This window comes from Pseudomonas sp. OVF7 (genome assembly GCF_030644265.1).
GTDB classification, from domain to species: Bacteria; Pseudomonadota; Gammaproteobacteria; order Pseudomonadales; family Pseudomonadaceae; genus Aquipseudomonas; species Aquipseudomonas gorinensis.
This window is the reverse complement of record NZ_CP128996.1, coordinates 3,643,801-3,660,493: the sequence shown is the minus strand read 5'-3', so window position 1 is coordinate 3,660,493 and position 16,693 is coordinate 3,643,801. Positions and strand designations below refer to the sequence as shown.

19 protein-coding genes are annotated in these 16,693 nt (G+C 63.9%); 13 read left to right on the top strand and 6 right to left on the bottom strand.

Annotated features, from left to right (window positions below):
* Window positions 1-12 precede the first annotated feature (12 nt).
* A complete protein-coding gene (locus tag QU606_RS16820) occupies window positions 13-696 on the top strand; it encodes a Crp/Fnr family transcriptional regulator (protein WP_041160915.1) in 684 nt (227 codons plus the stop codon).
* A complete protein-coding gene (locus QU606_RS16815) occupies window positions 693-884 on the top strand; it encodes a hypothetical protein (protein WP_024075005.1) in 192 nt (63 codons plus the stop codon). The genes QU606_RS16820 and QU606_RS16815 overlap by 4 nt, the downstream gene beginning before the upstream one ends.
* Here QU606_RS16815 and QU606_RS16810 read toward each other — a convergent pair.
* From QU606_RS16810 to QU606_RS16785, 6 genes are all read right to left on the bottom strand, one after another.
* The gene (locus QU606_RS16810; protein WP_102625633.1) at window positions 878-2,719 is read right to left on the bottom strand and encodes a nitric oxide reductase activation protein NorD; all 1,842 of its coding nucleotides are present in this window, start codon (window positions 2,717-2,719) and stop codon (window positions 878-880) included. The two genes, QU606_RS16815 and QU606_RS16810, sit on opposite strands and share 7 nt — an antisense overlap.
* 253 nt (window positions 2,720-2,972) lie before the next feature.
* Window positions 2,973-4,394, bottom strand: a complete 1,422-nt coding sequence (locus QU606_RS16805; RefSeq protein ID WP_024075003.1) for a cbb3-type cytochrome c oxidase subunit I — start codon at window positions 4,392-4,394, stop codon at window positions 2,973-2,975.
* Between the two features lie 3 nt (window positions 4,395-4,397).
* Complete coding sequence (locus QU606_RS16800) at window positions 4,398-4,838, bottom strand: cytochrome c (RefSeq protein WP_024075002.1); 441 nt, start codon at window positions 4,836-4,838, stop codon at window positions 4,398-4,400.
* Window positions 4,839-5,939: 1,101 nt separating this feature from the next.
* Window positions 5,940-6,194 (bottom strand): cytochrome C oxidase subunit IV family protein, encoded by a 255-nt coding sequence (locus tag QU606_RS16795; protein WP_024075001.1) that lies wholly within the window; start codon window positions 6,192-6,194, stop codon window positions 5,940-5,942.
* 7 nt (window positions 6,195-6,201) lie between these two features.
* Window positions 6,202-6,774 (bottom strand): cytochrome c oxidase subunit 3 family protein, encoded by a 573-nt coding sequence (locus tag QU606_RS16790; protein WP_024075000.1) that lies wholly within the window; start codon window positions 6,772-6,774, stop codon window positions 6,202-6,204.
* A complete protein-coding gene (locus QU606_RS16785) occupies window positions 6,758-7,534 on the bottom strand; it encodes a CbbQ/NirQ/NorQ/GpvN family protein (protein WP_069076382.1) in 777 nt (258 codons plus the stop codon). The genes QU606_RS16790 and QU606_RS16785 overlap by 17 nt, the downstream gene beginning before the upstream one ends.
* 327 nt (window positions 7,535-7,861) lie before the next feature.
* Between QU606_RS16785 and nirS the strand changes: the two genes are divergently transcribed.
* From nirS to QU606_RS16730, 11 genes are all read left to right on the top strand, one after another.
* Complete coding sequence (gene nirS, locus QU606_RS16780; protein WP_223817869.1) at window positions 7,862-9,403, top strand: nitrite reductase; 1,542 nt, start codon at window positions 7,862-7,864, stop codon at window positions 9,401-9,403.
* Between the two features lie 24 nt (window positions 9,404-9,427).
* On the top strand, window positions 9,428-9,742 hold the full coding sequence (locus tag QU606_RS16775) for a c-type cytochrome (RefSeq protein WP_024074997.1): 315 nt from the start codon (window positions 9,428-9,430) through the stop codon (window positions 9,740-9,742).
* 16 nt (window positions 9,743-9,758) lie between these two features.
* Window positions 9,759-10,076, top strand: coding sequence for a cytochrome c (locus tag QU606_RS16770; protein ID WP_102625676.1), 318 nt, complete (start codon window positions 9,759-9,761; stop codon window positions 10,074-10,076).
* Window positions 10,073-11,242, top strand: a complete 1,170-nt coding sequence (locus tag QU606_RS16765) for a cytochrome D1 domain-containing protein (RefSeq protein WP_024074995.1) — start codon at window positions 10,073-10,075, stop codon at window positions 11,240-11,242. The genes QU606_RS16770 and QU606_RS16765 overlap by 4 nt, the downstream gene beginning before the upstream one ends.
* A 1-nt stretch (window position 11,243) precedes the next feature.
* Window positions 11,244-11,702, top strand: coding sequence for an Lrp/AsnC family transcriptional regulator (locus QU606_RS16760; RefSeq protein WP_024074994.1), 459 nt, complete (start codon window positions 11,244-11,246; stop codon window positions 11,700-11,702).
* The gene (locus QU606_RS16755; protein WP_150055272.1) at window positions 11,699-12,214 is read left to right on the top strand and encodes an Lrp/AsnC family transcriptional regulator; all 516 of its coding nucleotides are present in this window, start codon (window positions 11,699-11,701) and stop codon (window positions 12,212-12,214) included. The genes QU606_RS16760 and QU606_RS16755 overlap by 4 nt, the downstream gene beginning before the upstream one ends.
* Window positions 12,207-12,650, top strand: a complete 444-nt coding sequence (locus QU606_RS16750; RefSeq protein ID WP_304997227.1) for an Lrp/AsnC family transcriptional regulator — start codon at window positions 12,207-12,209, stop codon at window positions 12,648-12,650. The genes QU606_RS16755 and QU606_RS16750 overlap by 8 nt, the downstream gene beginning before the upstream one ends.
* Window positions 12,625-13,128 (top strand): Lrp/AsnC family transcriptional regulator, encoded by a 504-nt coding sequence (locus tag QU606_RS16745; RefSeq protein WP_150055271.1) that lies wholly within the window; start codon window positions 12,625-12,627, stop codon window positions 13,126-13,128. The genes QU606_RS16750 and QU606_RS16745 overlap by 26 nt, the downstream gene beginning before the upstream one ends.
* A 9-nt stretch (window positions 13,129-13,137) precedes the next feature.
* Window positions 13,138-14,295 carry a heme d1 biosynthesis radical SAM protein NirJ gene (nirJ, locus tag QU606_RS16740; protein ID WP_102625673.1) on the top strand — a complete coding sequence of 386 codons (1,158 nt, stop codon included), beginning with the start codon at window positions 13,138-13,140 and terminating at the stop codon, window positions 14,293-14,295.
* 69 nt (window positions 14,296-14,364) lie between these two features.
* The gene (gene cobA / locus QU606_RS16735; RefSeq protein ID WP_024074989.1) at window positions 14,365-15,189 is read left to right on the top strand and encodes a uroporphyrinogen-III C-methyltransferase; all 825 of its coding nucleotides are present in this window, start codon (window positions 14,365-14,367) and stop codon (window positions 15,187-15,189) included.
* On the top strand, window positions 15,186-16,640 hold the full coding sequence (locus QU606_RS16730; RefSeq protein WP_102625672.1) for a nitrite reductase: 1,455 nt from the start codon (window positions 15,186-15,188) through the stop codon (window positions 16,638-16,640). Before cobA ends, QU606_RS16730 begins: the two co-directional genes overlap by 4 nt.
* Window positions 16,641-16,693 lie beyond the last annotated feature (53 nt).

Genomic DNA, 16,693 nt, shown 5'->3' with positions numbered 1-16,693 from the left:
AAGGAGCCGGGCATGGTGCTGCATCGCGTGCATCACCAGATCCTGCGCAGCCACCACCTGTTCGAACCGTTGAACGAGGAGGAACTCGACGTGTTGATGGGCAGCAGCCAATTGCTCAGTGTCGACAAGGGTGAGCCGCTGTTCCGCCAGGGCGAACCGGCCGATGCGTTTTACTTTGTGATTGCCGGCGCGGTGAAGATCTACCGCCTGACCCCGGACGGCCAGGAGAAGGTCTTCGAAGTCATCGGCGAGCGCCAGACCTTCGCCGAAGCCATGATGCTGATGGACACCCCCAACTATGTGGCCTGCGCCGAAGCCGTGTGCCCCACCCAGTTGTATCGCCTGTCCAACGCCACCTACATGCGCCTGCTGCAGAGCAACAGCCGCCTGACCTTCGCCCTGCTCGGCAAGTTGTGCGTGCGCCTGCACCAGCGCGTCAACGAGATCGAAACCCTCTCGCTGAAAAACGCCACCCACCGCGTGGTGCGTTACCTGCTGACCCAGCTGATGCACTTGCACAGCACTGACAGCCGCTTCGAATTGCCCATGGCCAAGCAATTGATCGCCGGGCATTTGTCGATCCAGCCGGAGACGTTTTCGCGGATTATCCGCCGCCTGATCGACGAAAAGATCATCACCCAGGACGGTCGCCAGATCGCCATCCTCGATCGCCTGCGCCTGGAGCAGTTCGAGTGAAAACTTGCCTGTACTGTCAGCAGCGCCATGCCGACGCACGCCAGGAGTGTGGGCGCTGCGGCATGGCACTGCCCGCTTCCAACACTCATGTACAAGCACGCCGGTTGCGGCGTTTCCAGTGGTTCTGCCTGGGCCTGGCGCTGTTTTGCATCGCAATGTTCTTCTGGTTGCCGCGCACCTTCTACTGACCTTCAGTCAACTGCCGATACAGCTGCGGCAGGCGCAACGGCAGTTGTTGCGGCTGGCGGATCAGGGTGTAGCCATGGGCGCCGAACATGTAGGGCAAGTAATCGCCGGCCTGTTTGTCGATCGTGATGCAGAACGGCACCAGGCCCTGGCGCCGCGCCTCTACCACGGCCTGGCGCGTGTCTTCGACGCCATAGCGCCCCTCATACAGGTCCAGGTCATTGGGTTTGCCATCGGTGAGCAGCAACAATAACTTGCGCCGCTGCTTGCAAGCGCCCAACAGTTGGGTGGCCTGGCGAATCGCGGCGCCCATGCGCGTGTAATAACCCGGCTTGAGCGCCTGGATGCAGCCACGGGTACGATCATCATAGGCTTGCGCGAACGTCTTGAGCGGGTGCAGGCGCACATGCTGGCGGCGCAGGGACGAGAAACCATACAGCGCAAACGCATCCCCCAGCCCGGCCAGGCTCTCGCCAAACAGCAACAGGCTGTCGCGGATGACGTCGATGACCTTTTGCTCGTCGTTCAAATGCGCATCGGTGGACATCGACAGGTCCGCCAGCAACAGGCACGCCAGGTCGCGTCGGGTGTGCCGCTGATCCTGGTACAAGCCCCGCTCGACGCAGTCGCCATGCTGGCGCTGCACATGGAAGTCCACCCAAGCCTGCAGGTCGAGTTCCGCGCCCTGGGGTTGCTGGCGCAGCCATTGGCGGTCGGTACGCAGCTGCTGGAACTGGCGACGCAAGCGCTGGGCCGGGCCACGCAGCCGCGCGGGCAAGGGTTGCGGCGCATCGGCACGCGGCTGCATCAGTTGCAGGTTGACGAAGCCCTCCTGCAAGCGTTGCTGACGGTAGTCCCACTCGGGCAACTTGATGCCTTCGCCGAGGGGGATGTCATCCACGTCGGCCGGCGGCAGGTCGAGGTGCAGCTTGAGACCGCCACTTTTGCGCACGCGCTGGCGCGACAGGCTCAGTTGGTCCAAGTCTTCGGCGACACGGGCGGCGTCGGGGTCCTCGCTCTCGTCGGCCCAGCGATCGAGGTCGACGTGTTCGCTCCAACTGAACAGGTTTTCCAGGCGCACCACCAGCAGCCCGCCGTCGCGGCTGTGGTCATCCACGCGGCTGGCGCGTTTGGGTGCGCCCTGTTGCTCGCCGGCCGGCGTGGCCAGGTCGTCGCCCTCGTCATCCAGGCCCACGGTCTGGGGCGTGTCCAGGTGCAACGGCGGGTACAGCCATAAGGGCAGCGGCCAGGCGGCGCGCTCACTGCGCGGTAACTGGCGCACGCTGCCGGGTTCGCGCAGGGCCTTGCGCAGGGCTTTTTCCAGGGCGGCCTCGCCGGGCGTGAGGCTGGCGGGGTCGGGGCGCAATACCAGATGGGCCTCCACCAGGCGCTGATAGCTGGCCAGCATCGCCGGGTAGCGTTGCAGCACCAACCAGGTCCAGCGTTGGTTGTCACGGGCCCAGTGGGTCATCGGCCCTGCATGCGCGGCCAGCAAGGCCAGCCAGCGGTACAACTCCAGGTTCAGCGCAACCGTGGGATACACCGCCAGGCTCGACGGCAGGCGCAGGCGGTTGCCATCGCAGGAGGCCAGTGGCGCCTGCTTGCAGGTACCGGCGATGCGCATCAGCAGGTTGCGGCGCAGCAGCAAGTCACGCTCGCTGGCGGCTTCCAGGGCGATCCCGCTGGCCCCGCCCAGGGCGCGAAACAGCATCGCCAGGCTCCGCTGGCGGTCGACCAGCTCGACCCGTGCCGCCGGGAAATCGGCACTGGCGCGGCGGGTGATAAAGCGATGCCAGGCACTGCCGACCCACTCTTCCAGCTCAAGGGTAAAGGCCATGGGGTTGGCTCCAACTAGTGGGGATGGGACGGGCACACCGCGATCCAAATGAGGGAGAGGGCATTGCCTCAATGCCAGTCAGTCAGGCTTTTTGTAGGAGCGAGCTTGCTCGCGAAGAACCTCAACGATAACGCGTGTTTCCTGAATCAACGCGGCGCCTGTGAGTTTTTCGCGAGCAAGCTCGCTCCTACAAAAAGCCTTGACTGGCTGGCGTTAGGGCAATGCCCCCTTCCACATCTGGACCGCGTTACCTTCAGTAGACGATCGGCACCGGTGCGCCCGCCATGCGGGCGCGTTGCCGGAAACTGAACAGGTAGCAAAGCAACCCGATCAGGAAGCCCACCCCACTGACCAACCGCGCCCAGAACAGCCCCTGCAAGTGCTCCACCGTGGCCATGAACGGCAAGGCCACTCCGTCCACCTGCCAGCGTTGCAACCAGACCTGCACGGCCCCGGCGGCGGTGAGGAACAGGGTGATCATCACCATGGACAACACCATCAGCCAGAACCCCCAGATCTCAAGCGTCTGCGAACGTGCGTCCGGCGCTTCACCGATACCCCGCAGGCGTGGCATGGCGTAGCTGATCAGCGTCATCACGATCATCGCGTAGGCCCCGAAGAACGCCAGGTGCCCGTGGGCCGCGGTGAGTTGAGTGCCGTGGGTGTAGAAGTTGACCGGTGCCAGGGTGTGCAGGAAACCCCATACGCCCGCGCCGAAGAACGCCGTGACCGTGGTGCCCTTGGCCCACAACGTGGCCGCGCGGTTGGGATGCTGGCGCCGACGCTGCTTGACCATGGTGAAGGCGAACATCACCATCGCCAGGAACGGCAGCGGCTCCAGGGCCGAGAAGATCGAACCGACCCACAGCCACACCTCGGGCGCACCGATCCAGAAGAAGTGGTGACCGGTACCGATAATCCCGGTGATCAGGGCCATGGCGATGATCACGTACAGCCATTTCTCCACCACTTCGCGGTCGACGCCGGTGACCTTGATCAGCACGAAAGCCAGCATCGAGCCCATGATCAGCTCCCACACGCCTTCGACCCAAAGATGCACCACCCACCACCAGTAGAACTTGTCCCGCGCCAGGTTGCCGGGGTTGTAGAACGAGAACAGGAAGAACACCGCCAGGCCGATCAGCCCGGTCATCATCACCATGCTGACGGTGGTCTTGCGCCCCTTGAGCAGGGTCATGCCGATGTTGTACAGGAAGCCCAGGCACACCACGACGATGCCCATCTTGGTAATGGTCGGTTGCTCCAGGAACTCACGGCCCATGGTCGGCAACAGCTCGTTATGGGTGAGCTTGGCCAACGCCGCGTACGGCACCAGCAGGTAGCCGAGGATAGTCAACACCCCGGCGGCGGCAAACACCCAGAACAGTACGATCGCCAGTTTCGGGCTGTGCAGCTCACGGTCAGCCTCCTCGGGCACCAGGTAATACGCCGCGCCCATAAAGCCGAACAGCAGCCAGACGATCAGCAGGTTGGTGTGGACCATCCGCGCCACGTTGAAGGGGATCAACGGGAACAGAAAGTCACCGACCACGTATTGCAGGCCCATGATCAAACCGAACAGCACCTGGCCGAGAAACAGGATCAGGGCGAACACAAAGTACGGTTTGGCCACGGCCTGGGATTGGAATTTCAGGTATGGATTGGCACTGCGCATGGCTCAGCCCTCCTTGTTCGGTGGCCAGTTATTGGTATTGATCTTCGAGCTCCATTTGAGGAACTCGGCCATATCGTCCACCTCCTGGTCACTGAGATTGAATTGCGGCATGGCCCGCCGCCCCGGTACACCCAGGGGTTGCATCTTCATCCAGGCATGCAGGAACGGCTTGAACCCCTCCTCCCCGCCCCGGCGCTTGAACACATTGCCCAGCTCCGGCGCGAAATAAGCGCCCTCGCCCAACAGGGTGTGGCAGCCGACGCAGTTGTTGCGCTCCCAGACGCTCTTGCCACGTACGACGGAATCGGTGAGCAGGTCCTGATTGCTGCGGGAGGGAAAGGTTTGTTCGGTGTGGTAGGTCAGGGCCAGGAAAATCAGGAAGAAGAACACGCTTCCTCCGAAGTAGATATTCCTGGCCATGCCCTTGGTGAAGGTCTCTGACATGGTCGCTTCCTCATTGCTTGGCCAGGGGATGATAGGGAGGCGTGGGGGGAAAACCGCTTGATGGCGATCAAGAAATGTTGATGGTTTTGGTCGGGTATAGGGTTTGGGGGATAGTTGTTGCTGTGGTCGTGGCGGCTGGGGGGGGGCGTGTACATATCCGTTTCTGCGGTAATGGCGGCTGGGGGGGCCGTGTACATATCCGTTTCTGTGGTAACGGCGGCTGGGGGGCCGTGTACATATCCGTTTCTGCGGTAACGGCGGCTGGCGGTTCCGCCCTTACGGCGGGTCACTTTTGGAAAAGAGCCCCAAAAGTAACCAAAAGGGCTCTTGCCCCACCACTCGGCACCTCGCTTAGGCTCGGTGTGCCCTCACTCCGGCTTGAATCCGTGGGCCGCCGTCATGGGCCATCCCTGGCCCAGGACGGCTAACCCGGCGTCCTGCCGGGTTACCCACGGATTCAAGCCTGCGTTCGGCCAGCGTGGTTTAACGGGGCGCCTAAGATCAAGATCAAAAGCCAGAGCCAAAGCCAGAGCCAAAGCCAGAGCCAGAGCCAGAGCCAGAGCCAGAGCCAGAGCCAGAGCAAAGCCAGAGCAAAGCCAGAGCAAAAGCAGAATGAGGTCTACCTGACCTATGGAGATCTCTGACCTGTGGAGATCCAAATGTGGGAGGGGGCTTGCCCCCGATGGCGCCGGGTCAGTCAACAAATAAGTGACTGACACTCCCTCATCGGGGGCAAGCCCCCTCCCACATTCTCAACCGAGTACACCAGCTACAACACCGGTCGGCTCTAAGGCCGCCGCGCTTTGGCTTTTGATCTTCGGCGCCCCGTTAAACCACGCTGGCCGAACGCAGGCTTTGGAGCGTGGGTAACCCGGCAGGACGCCGGGTTAGCCGTCCTGGGCCAGGGATGGCCCATGACGGCGGCCCACGCTCCAAAGCCTGCGTTCGGGCACACCGAGCCTAGGCGAGGTGCCGAGTGGTGGGGCACAGACCTTTTGGTTACTTTTGGCTGGGCCGGCATCCCGGGCGTTTGCCAAAAGTGACCCGCTGTAAGAGCGGAACCGCCAGTCGCCGTTACCGCAGAAATGGATATGTACTCAGTCAACCAGCCCATGTACTCATCACCACAGCAACCAATATCCCCCCCACTATCACCACCCCCCACCCCACCATCGCCAAACGCCACCCCCAAGGCCCATGCCGCAATTCCATAAACCCATCCACAATCACCCAGCCCTTCACCACCGCCAACCCCAGCACCACTCCCCACAGCCCAGACGCGCCAGTCAAGACCGTACCAACACTCAGCGCCACCAACACCGCCCAACACACCACCACTCCCAGGGAACCTCCCATCCGCACCTCACCCAATCACATAGACCAACGGAAACAACACCACCCACACCAAATCCACCATGTGCCAATACAGCACCCCAGACTCCACCCCACTCAAGCCAGTGCCCGGATAAGCCCGCCGCCAACAACCCACCGCCACCCACCCGAGAATCACCATCCCCAGCAGCACATGCAGAAAATGAAACCCGGTCAGAATCCAATACAAGGTGAAGAAGGTGCTGTGCTCCAGCCCCAGCCCGGCAGCGGCCAGGTGGGCGTACTCGCCGAGTTTGATCCCCACGTACACCAGTGCCACCAGCAACGCGCCCACCAACAACGCGCCGCCCTCGCGCGAGCGCCCCAGACGTACGCGCTGCACAGCCAACGCCGCGAACAAGCCCGTGGTCAGCAGGCTCAAGGTCATCGCCAATCCCGTCGAGGTATCCAGCTGCGCGCGCCCGTCAGCAAACACCTCGGGCTTGAGTACCTGGGTCACGGCGAATGCCAGGATCAGAATCGCAAACACCGACAGCTCAGCGAGGATAAAAAACCACATCGCCAGGTCACCTGGCAGCCGGCGCGGTTCAGGCGAAGTGCACATCCACCACGTCCATCAGCGCAGCCACGGTGAGGGGATCATCGCTCAGCGGTTCCGCCAGGCAGGCCAGGCACGCCTCGCGCGGGTTCATGCCGGCGCCGATCAGGCGTGCGGTGAAGATCAACAGGCGTGTGGACGCGACTTCTTCCAGGTCGTGCTGATCGAGGCGACGCAATGCCTGGCCAAGACGCACGATCTGGGCGGCGAGCGCTGCGTCCACGCCTGCCTCACGGGCGACGATGCGTTCCTCGTCGGCCACTGGCGGGTAGCCGAAACGCAAAGCGACGAAGCGCTGGCGCGTGCTGGGTTTCATGCCCTTGAGCAGGTTCTGGTAACCAGGGTTGTACGACACCACCAGCATGAACGACGACGGTGCCTTGAGCACTTCGCCGGTGCGTTCCAGGTAGAGCTCGCGACGCTCGTCGGCAATCGGGTGCAGCACCACGGCGGTGTCCTGGCGCGCCTCGACCACTTCGTCGAGGTAGCAGATACCGCCTTCGCGTACGGCGCGGGTCAGCGGGCCGTCCTGCCACCAGGTGCCATTGGCGCCGATCAGGTGGCGGCCGAGCAAGTCGGCGGCGCTCAGGTCGTCGTGGCAGGCCACGGTGTACAGCGGCAGGTTCAGGCGGTGCGCCATGTGCTGTACGAAACGGGTCTTGCCACAGCCGGTCGGGCCTTTGATCAGCACCGGCATGCGGTGGCGCCAGGCGTGTTCGAACAGCGGCTGTTCGTTATGCAGCGGTTGGTAGAAGGGCTCGGTCATCACGCGTACTCACAACGGGTTCGACTGCCACGCTAAGGGCCCCTGCGACAACCTGGCAAGCACGCGCACCGGCAAACTTGATCGCCGTCAAGCGAACATTGCGACGCGACACCCTAGTCTTGCCGGGCACTAAGAACCTGCGCTCTACCCTGCCTTCGCCGGGCATCGCAAAGGTCTTGCCTGAGGAGAAATGGAATGCTGACTCGCAACAGAAAAACCTGGGTATTGAGCCTCGCCAGCTTGAGCTGCGCCCTGGCCCTGGCCCTGCCGATCACGGCCCATGGCGACGCGGCGGCAGGCGTGGTGAAAACCACCGGCGCCCCCGATATGAGCCAGGCTGACTTCGACGCCTCCAAGCAGATTTACTTCGAGCGCTGCGCCGGTTGCCATGGGGTATTGCGCAAAGGCGCCACCGGCAAGCCGCTGACACCGGATATCACCCAGGCCCGTGGCCAGGCGTACCTGGAAGCGCTGATCACCTACGGCTCTCCCGCCGGCATGCCGAACTGGGGCACCTCCAACGCGCTGACCAAGGCGCAGATCAGCACCATGGCCACCTTCATCCAGCACACTGCGCCCACCCCGCCGGAATGGGGCATGGCCGAAACCCTCAAGACCTGGAAAGTGCTGGTCAAACCGGAAGACCGTCCGAAAAAACAACTGAATAAACTCAACCTGCAAAACCTGTTTTCGGTGACCTTGCGCGACGACGGCAAGATCGCCCTGGTGGACGGTGACACCAAGCAGATCATCAAGCTGATCGACACCGGCTACGCCGTGCATATCTCGCGTATCTCGGCTTCCGGTCGCTACCTGCTGGTGATCGGCCGCGACGCCAAGATCGACATGATCGACCTGTGGCCGCTGGAGCCCACCAAAGTCGCCGAGATCAAGGTGGGCATCGAGGCCCGCTCGGTGGAGACCTCCAAGTTCAAGGGCTATGAGGACAAGTACGCGATTGCCGGTTCCTACTGGCCGCCGCAGTTCACCATCATGGACGGTGAAACCCTGGAGCCCAAGCAGATCGTGTCCACCCGCGGCATGACCGTGGACAAGCAGGAATATCACCCCGAGCCGCGCGTGGCGGCGATCATTGCCTCCCACGAATGGCCGGAATTCATCGTCAACATCAAGGAAACCGGCAAGGTGATGCTGGTCAATTACCAGGACATCAAGAACCTCACCATCACCACCATCGACGCCGCGCCGTTCCTGCATGACGGCGGCTGGGACAGCACGCACCGCTACTTCATGACGGCGGCGAACAACTCCAACAAGGTCGCGGTGATCGACTCCAAGGAGCGCAAGCTCACCGCCCTGGTGGACGTCGGCAAGACCCCGCACCCCGGCCGTGGCGCCAACTTCAACCACCCCAAATTCGGGCCGGTATGGGCCACCAGCCACTTGGGCGACGGCGGTATTTCGGTGATCGGCACCGACCCGGTCAAGCACCCGCAATATGCCTGGAAACAGGTGGAATCCCTCAAGGGCCAGGGCGGCGGTTCGCTGTTTATCAAGACCCACCCCAACTCCCATCACCTGTACGTCGACACCACCCTCAACCCTGACGCCAAGCTCAGCCAATCGGTCGCCGTGTTCGATATCAACCAGCTGGACAAAGGCTACACCGTGCTGCCGATTGCCGAGTATTCCGGGATCAAGCAAGGCGCCCTGCGCGTTGTGCAACCGGAATACAACAAGGCGGGCGATGAGGTGTGGTTCTCGGTATGGAACGGCCAGACCGAAGAGTCGGCGCTGGTGGTGATCGATGACAAGACCCTCAAGCTCAAGCAGGTGATCAAGGACAAGCGCCTGATCACCCCGACCGGAAAATTCAACGTCTACAACACCCAACACGACATTTATTGAGCCCCATCAACACGAGATCATCCAATGAAAAATACTCTCCTCGCACTGCTGGCGTGCACGGCGGCCATCGGCCTGCAACCGGCGCTGGCGCAAGACGGCCACGACCTGTTCAACAGCAAGCCCTGTGTGGGTTGCCACACCATCGACAGCAAACTGGTGGGGCCGGCCTTGAAGGATGTCGCGGCCAAGAATGCCGGGGTGAAAGACGCCGCCGCGACCCTGGCCAGCCACATCAAGAACGGCACCCAGGGCAACTGGGGGCCGATTCCGATGCCGCCGAACCAGGTCACCGATGACGAAGCCAAGGTGTTGGCCGATTGGGTCCTGACCTTGAAATAACCACAAGGAGCACGTCATGCACGCATCGATAATCGGTACCGCCATGGCGTTGTTCCTGCTGATGCCCGCGCGGGCAGCGGCCACCCCGGACGCTGCCCGCCTTGAACACCTGCTGACCCAGGACTGCGGCGCCTGCCATGGCCTGCACCTGACCGGTGGCCTGGGCCCGCCCCTCACCCCCCAGGCCCTCGCCGACCACAGCCGCGACAGCCTGATCGCCACTGTCACCTACGGCCGCCCTGCCCGCGCCATGCCCGGCTGGGGCCCACTGCTCAGTGCCGGCGATATCGCCTGGCTGGTCGACCGCCTCTTGCAAGGAAGCCCCGCACCATGATGCGTCCCGCCCTGTTATCCCTGTGCCTGTTGCTCGGCGCCTGCACTCAGCCCACGTTGCGCGGCAGTGGCGACCTGGGCCTGGTGATCGAACGTGCCAGCGGCAGCGTGCAGATCATCGAAAGCACCGGCATGACCGAACTGGCGCGCATCGAGGGGCTGGGCGACCTGTCCCATGCCTCGGCGGTGTTTTCCCGCGACCAGCGTTTCGCCTATGTGTTTGCCCGCGACGGCGGTTTGACCAAGGTCGACCTGCTGACCCAGCGTATCGAGCGGCGCATCGTCCAGGGCGGCAACAGCATTGGTGGCGCCATCAGCCAGGATGGCCGCCTGATCGCCGTGTCCAACTATGTACCGGGCGGGGTCAAGGTGTTCGACGCCGACACCTTGCAACAGGTCGCGGATATCCCCGCCACCGCCCTGCCCGACGGCAAGCGCTCACGGGTGGTGGGCCTGGTGGATGCGCCCGGCCAACGCTTCGTGTTCAGCCTGTTCGACACGGGCGAAATCTGGAGCGCTGACTTCAGCCACGGCAACGCGCCGCGCATCACCCGCTTCAAGGACATCGGCGAGCAACCCTATGACGCGCTGATCACCGCCGATGGCCGCTACTACATGGCCGGGCTGTTCGGTGAAGACGGCATGGCCCAGCTCGACCTGTGGCACCCCGAGCGCGGCGTACAGCGCGTGCTCAAGGACTACGGACGCGGCCAGGCCAAACTGCCGGTCTACAAGATGCCCCACCTGGAAGGCTGGGCCGTCGCCGACAACCAGGCCTTCGTACCCGCCGTGGGTCGCCACCAGGTGCTGGTGATGGACGCGCGCACCTGGCAGCAAACCGCCGCGATCGCGGTGGCCGGCCAACCGATTTTTGTCACCGCGCGCCCCGACGGGCGCCAGCTGTGGGTCAACTTCGCCTACCCGGATAACGACCGGGTGCAGGTGCTCGACAGCGAGACCCACCAGGTGGTCGCCGACCTGCGCCCTGGCCCCGGTGTGCTGCATATGGAATTCAGCGGGCGTGGCGAGCAACTGTGGCTGTCGGTACGCGACGGCGAACAGGTGCAAGTGTGGGACCCGTACCGCCTGACCCTGCTGAAGACATTGCCGGCCCTGAGTCCCAGCGGCATTTTCTTCAGCCTCCGTGCGCAAAAAATGGGGTATTGAGATGGACCTTGATCGGCTCAGCCAACAATTGATCGAACGCTTCCAACACGGCATGCCTCTGTGTGCCGAGCCCTACCGGGAAATGGCCCAGGTGTTGGGTTGCCGCGAGGCCGAGGTGATGGCGTGCCTGCAACGCCTGGAACTGGCCGGCGCCCTGTCGCGCATCGGCCCGGTGTTCGAGCACACCCGCGCGGGGGCCAGCACCCTGGCGGCGCTGGCGGTACCCGTCGAACGCCTGGAGCAGGTGGCCCTGCGGATCAACCAATATCCGGAGGTCAACCACAACTATGCCCGCGACCATCACTACAACCTGTGGTTCGTGCTGACCGGGCCGCACCGCCAGCACCTGGAGCAAATCCTTGATGAGCTGGAGAAAGACACCGGCCTCACCCCGCTGGATTTGCCGATGCTCACCGCCTACCGCATCGACCTCGGGTTTTCCCTGGGAGAACACCCGTGATCACGCCGCTGACCCAGGAACAAATGCTCGACCTGCGCCAGTGCCTGGAGCGCGGTTTGCCTATCGTCACGCGGCCTTATGAAGACCTCGCCGAACAGATCGGCGCCCATCACGACCAGGTGCTGCAACAGATGCAGCAATGGCGCGACCAGGGCTTGTTTCGCCGCGTCGGCCTGGTGCTCAACCACCGCGCCCTGGGGTATGTGGCCAACGCGATGCTGGTGCTGGATGTGCCGGATGCGCTGGTCGATGAAGTCGGCCAGCGCCTGGGCCGCGCGCCGGGGGTGAACCTGTGTTACCAGCGCCCCCGGCGCCTGCCGCAGTGGCGCTACAACCTGTTCTGCATGGTCCACGGCCGCGAGCACCGCGCGGTCGAGGCGCAGATTCACGCGCTGCTGGAGCAGCAGCTGCTCAGCGACCTGCCCTATCAACTGCTGTTCAGCACGCGCGCCTTCAAGCAATGCGGCGGACGTTTTGCCCCACCCCCTTCGCAGGTATGGGCCCATGGATGATCTTGACCGACGCCTGATCAATCGCCTGCAACTCGGCTTGCCGCTGGTGCGCGAACCTTGGCAGCAGGTGGCCGCCGAACTGCACAGCCGCCCCGATGAAGTGCTCGACCGCCTGCATGATTTGCTCGAAGACGGCGTGCTCACGCGCTTCGGCCCGATGTTCGATATCGAGCGCCTCGGCGGCGCCTTCACCCTGGCCGCGCTGGCCGTACCCGAGGCGCGCTTTGACGCCGTCGCCGAGCAGCTCAACGCCCTGCCCCAGGTCGCCCACAACTACCGCCGCGAGCACCGCTGGAACATGTGGTTCGTGCTCGCCTGCGCCACCGAGACGGAGTTGGCCGCCACCCTGTCGCGCATCGAGGCCCTGACCGGGTTGTCGGTGCTCAACCTGCCGAAGGAGCACACCTACCATGTCGGTCTGTATTTCCCGGTCTGATACCCCCCTGGCCCTGCGCCTGGTCGCCCTCACCCAAGGCGGCCTGCCGCTGGTGGAAGACCCGTGGGCCTGGCTCGCCGAGCAGTTGGGCATCAGCGTCGAATCGACCCTCGACCTGCTCAAGCGCCTGCAGGCCGAAGGCGCGATCCGACGTATCGCGGCGGTGCCCAACCACTATCGCCTGGGCTATCGGCATAACGGCATGACGGTCTGGGACGTACTCGACACGCAACTGCCGCGCCTGGGTCAACTGCTCGGTGCGCAGCCGTTTGTCAGCCATTGCTACCGGCGTCCGCGCCGCCCCGGCTGGCCCTACAACCTGTTCGCCATGGTGCATGGGCGCAGCCGTGAGGAAATCGACAGCTACCGCGAACACCTGCGGTTCCTGCTGGGGGATGCCTGCCGCGCCGACGAGATGCTGGTGAGCAGCCGCATCCTGAAAAAAACCGGCCTGCGCCTGCCGCCGGCCCACTCGTAGGAGCGCCCCATGCTGCGGATCAGTCAGTACTTGCGTACCCTCGCCGGCCAATGCCCGCCACCCCGTACATCGCCGCCCGGCAGCGATCGGCCGCCGGTGGTGATCTGGAACCTGCTGCGGCGCTGTAACCTCACCTGCAAACACTGTTACGCCACCAGCGCCGACAGTGTGTTCCGCAATGAACTGGACACCCCGGCGGCCCTTCAGGTCATCGATGATCTGCAGGCCGCCGGGGTGCGTGTGTTGATCCTGTCCGGCGGCGAACCCATGCTGCGCGAGGACCTGTTCCAGCTCAGCGCCTATGCCCGCGACAAAGGTTTTTTCGTGGCGCTGTCGACGAACGGCACGTTGATCGATGAGCACACTATCCAGCAGGTTGCCGACGCGCAGTTCGACTATGTGGGCATCAGCATCGATGGCCTGGAGGCGACCCACGACGCCTTTCGCCAATTGCACGGCAGTTTCCAGCGCTCGATGCACGCCATCCGCCTGTGCCGCGAGGCCGGGATTCGCGTGGGCCTGCGCACCACCCTGACCCAGGACAACCACGCGCAGTTGCCGCAGCTGCTGGCGCTGATGCGCACGTACGATGTGCAGAAGTTCTACCTGTCGCACCTCAACTACAGCGGGCGTGGCAAGCGCAGCCGCCAGTTGGACGCGCACCGGCAGATGAGCCGCGAGGCCATGCGGTTGATTTTCCAACAGGCCTGGAGCGATATCGAAAACGGTATCGACAGTGACTTCGTCAGCGGCAACAACGACGCCGACGCCGTGCTGTTGCTGCAATGGGTCCACCAGCATCTGCCCCAACACTACCCCCAGCTGGAGCACCTGCTGCACAACTGGGGCGGCAATGCCTCCGGCAGCGGCATCGCCAATATCGACAACACGGGCGAGGTGCACCCCGACACCTACTGGTGGCAGCACTCGGTGGGCAATGTGCGCAACACCACCTTCCGCCAACTCTGGCTGGACCAGCCCGACCCGTTGCTGCTGCGCCTGCGCGAACACCCGCGTGCCATCGGTGGGCGTTGTGCCGAGTGCCATTGGTTGCCGATCTGCAACGGCAATACGCGCACCCGCGCCTGGGCCGACGGCGACCTCTGGGGCCCGGACCCCGGCTGCCACCTCAGTGACGCCGAGATCGCCCAGCGGCCCTCCCCCTGATCCCTGGCGCGACCACCCGGTGACACAACCGGGGGCGCTGCCTACCTGATGAAGAACCAAGGACGTCTCATGCACACTTCAACCGCCCTACCTGCCAGTTTGCACAGCCCCTTCCACCCCGGCGAAGTCGCGTTGGTGGGCGCCGGCCCCGGTGACCCGCGCCTGTTGACCCTGCGTGCCTGGAGCTTGTTGATGCAGGCCGATGCCGTGGTGTTCGACCGCCTGGTCAGCGCCGAGCTGCTGAGCCTGATCCCGCTGACCTGCGCGCGCCACTATGTGGGCAAGGCCAGCGGCTGTCACAGCCTGCCCCAGGACCAGCTCAACGAACTGCTCGCCGACCTGGCCGACCAGGGGCAACGGGTCGTGCGCCTCAAGGGCGGCGACCCCTTTATCTTCGGGCGCGGTGCCGAAGAGCTGGAATACCTGCTGGCGCGGGGCATTCCTTGCCAGGTGGTGCCGGGTATTACCGCGGCGTCCGGGTGCAGCGCCTATGCCGGCATCCCGTTGACCCACCGCGACCTGGTCAACTCCTGCCGCTTCGTCACCGGGCACCTGCAACGCGACGGTGCCTTGAAATTGCCCTGGGCCAGCCTGGCAGAGCCGAGCCAGACGCTGGTGTTCTACATGGGCCTGTCCAATCTGGCGCTGATCGCCGAACACCTGGTTGCGGCGGGTTTACCGGGGGACACACCCGCGGCGCTGATCAGCAATGGTGCCCGCGCCGACCAGCACGTGGCCCGTGGCACCCTGCGCCAGTTACCGACCCTGGCCGCCGACTGCGAGCCCGGGGTGCCGACCCTGACCGTGATTGGCCATGTGGTCAACCTGTTCGCCGACACCGCCCTGCACTTCCCCGCCAGCCTGACCCCGGCCCGTGAAGCGGTGGCGGTATGAAACGCCTGCTGCTGGTGCCGCTGCTCTGGGCCTCGGCCGCCCACGGAACGCCGGCCGAGGACTACCAACGCCTCTGCGCAGGCTGCCACGGCCTCAACCGCATCGGCGCCAGCGGCCCGGCGTTGCTCCCGGAAAGCCTGGGGCGGATCAAGCCGGAGGAAGTGCGCAAGGTCATCGAACAAGGCCGCCCCGCCAGCCAGATGGCCGCGTTCGCGCCACAGCTGAGTGCGGCACAGATCGACGGCCTGGCGAGCTTGCTGCAACAGCCGCCCGATTCGCCGGTGAGCTGGGATGAGCAGGCTATCCGTAGCAGCCACACGGTATTGGCGGATGTGAGCCGCTTGCCCACCACACCGCAACATCACGCCGACCCGCTCAACCTGTTCGTGGTGGTGGAGTCGGGCGACCATCACATCGACATTCTCGACGGTGACACCTTTACCGTGCTGGACCGCTTCCCCACCCATTTTGCGGTGCACGGCGGGCCAAAATTCTCCCCCGACGGGCGTTTTGTGTACTTCGCCTCGCGCGACGGCTGGATCAGCCAATATGACCTGCACAACCTCAAGCTGATCGCCGAAATCCGCGTCGGGCTCAATACCCGCAACCTGGCGGTGAGCAAGGACGGGCGCTGGGTGCTGGCGGGCAACTACCTGCCGGGCAACCTGGTGCTGCTGGATGCGCGCGACCTGTCCCTGGTCAAGACGCTGGACACAGCCTCCCGCGTCAGCGCGGTCTACACCGCGCCGCCGCGCAACAGCTTTATCGTGGCGCTCAAGGACGTGAACGAAGTCTGGGAGTTGTCCTATGCCGCCGCCCAGCCCAGCTTCGAACCCCGGCGCATCCAGGCCCAGGACGTGCTCGATGACTTTTCTTTCTCCCCGGATTACCGTCAACTGGTGGCCACCTCACGCAAAGCCGGGGGCGGCCAGGTGATTGACCTGGACAGCGGTCGGGTGGTCACCGATATCCCGCTGTCCGGCATGCCGCACCTGGGTTCGGGAACGTATTGGCAACGCAATGGCCAGTGGGTATTTGCCACGCCGAATATCAGCAAGGGGCAAATCTCGGTGATCGACCTCAAGACCTGGACGCTGATCAAACAGATCCCCACCCTCGGGCCAGGCTTTTTCATGCGCAGCCATGTGAACTCGCGCTATGTGTGGAGCGACGTGTTCTTCGGGCCGGACAACGATGCGATCCACCTGATCGACAAGCAGACCCTGGAGATCGCCCACACCCTGCGACCGATGCCAGGCAAGACCGCGGCCCATGTGGAATTCACCCGGGATGGCCGCTACCTGCTGCTGAGTATCTGGGCCACCGACGGCGCGTTGATCGTGTATGACAGCCAGACGCTGAAGGAGATCAAGCGCATCCCGATGAACAAACCTTCGGGCAAGTACAACGTGGGGAACAAGGTGGAGTTTGCCGAAGGCACATCACATTGAGCCATGGTGTTCAAAGACTGCCTCCTCCCACACTTAACCGAGTACAGCAGGCA

What these genes read in the sequence shown, in the direction of transcription:
- nirJ (WP_102625673.1), top strand. Translation starts at nt 13,138, where the DNA reads ATGCTGCGGATCAGTCAGTACTTGCGTACCCTCGCCGGCCAATGCCCG.
- QU606_RS16760 (WP_024074994.1), top strand. Translation starts at nt 11,244, where the DNA reads ATGGACCTTGATCGGCTCAGCCAACAATTGATCGAACGCTTCCAACAC.
- QU606_RS16770 (WP_102625676.1), top strand. Translation starts at nt 9,759, where the DNA reads ATGCACGCATCGATAATCGGTACCGCCATGGCGTTGTTCCTGCTGATG.
- QU606_RS16730 (WP_102625672.1), top strand. Translation starts at nt 15,186, where the DNA reads ATGAAACGCCTGCTGCTGGTGCCGCTGCTCTGGGCCTCGGCCGCCCAC.
- QU606_RS16750 (WP_304997227.1), top strand. Translation starts at nt 12,207, where the DNA reads ATGGATGATCTTGACCGACGCCTGATCAATCGCCTGCAACTCGGCTTG.
- QU606_RS16775 (WP_024074997.1), top strand. Translation starts at nt 9,428, where the DNA reads ATGAAAAATACTCTCCTCGCACTGCTGGCGTGCACGGCGGCCATCGGC.
- QU606_RS16785 (WP_069076382.1), bottom strand. Translation starts at nt 7,534, where the DNA reads ATGACCGAGCCCTTCTACCAACCGCTGCATAACGAACAGCCGCTGTTC.
- QU606_RS16800 (WP_024075002.1), bottom strand. Translation starts at nt 4,838, where the DNA reads ATGTCAGAGACCTTCACCAAGGGCATGGCCAGGAATATCTACTTCGGA.
- QU606_RS16795 (WP_024075001.1), bottom strand. Translation starts at nt 6,194, where the DNA reads ATGGGAGGTTCCCTGGGAGTGGTGGTGTGTTGGGCGGTGTTGGTGGCG.
- QU606_RS16820 (WP_041160915.1), top strand. Translation starts at nt 13, where the DNA reads ATGGTGCTGCATCGCGTGCATCACCAGATCCTGCGCAGCCACCACCTG.
- QU606_RS16810 (WP_102625633.1), bottom strand. Translation starts at nt 2,719, where the DNA reads ATGGCCTTTACCCTTGAGCTGGAAGAGTGGGTCGGCAGTGCCTGGCAT.
- nirS (WP_223817869.1), top strand. Translation starts at nt 7,862, where the DNA reads ATGAGCCAGGCTGACTTCGACGCCTCCAAGCAGATTTACTTCGAGCGC.
- QU606_RS16790 (WP_024075000.1), bottom strand. Translation starts at nt 6,774, where the DNA reads ATGTGCACTTCGCCTGAACCGCGCCGGCTGCCAGGTGACCTGGCGATG.
- QU606_RS16805 (WP_024075003.1), bottom strand. Translation starts at nt 4,394, where the DNA reads ATGCGCAGTGCCAATCCATACCTGAAATTCCAATCCCAGGCCGTGGCC.
- cobA (WP_024074989.1), top strand. Translation starts at nt 14,365, where the DNA reads ATGCACACTTCAACCGCCCTACCTGCCAGTTTGCACAGCCCCTTCCAC.
- QU606_RS16745 (WP_150055271.1), top strand. Translation starts at nt 12,625, where the DNA reads ATGTCGGTCTGTATTTCCCGGTCTGATACCCCCCTGGCCCTGCGCCTG.
- QU606_RS16765 (WP_024074995.1), top strand. Translation starts at nt 10,073, where the DNA reads ATGATGCGTCCCGCCCTGTTATCCCTGTGCCTGTTGCTCGGCGCCTGC.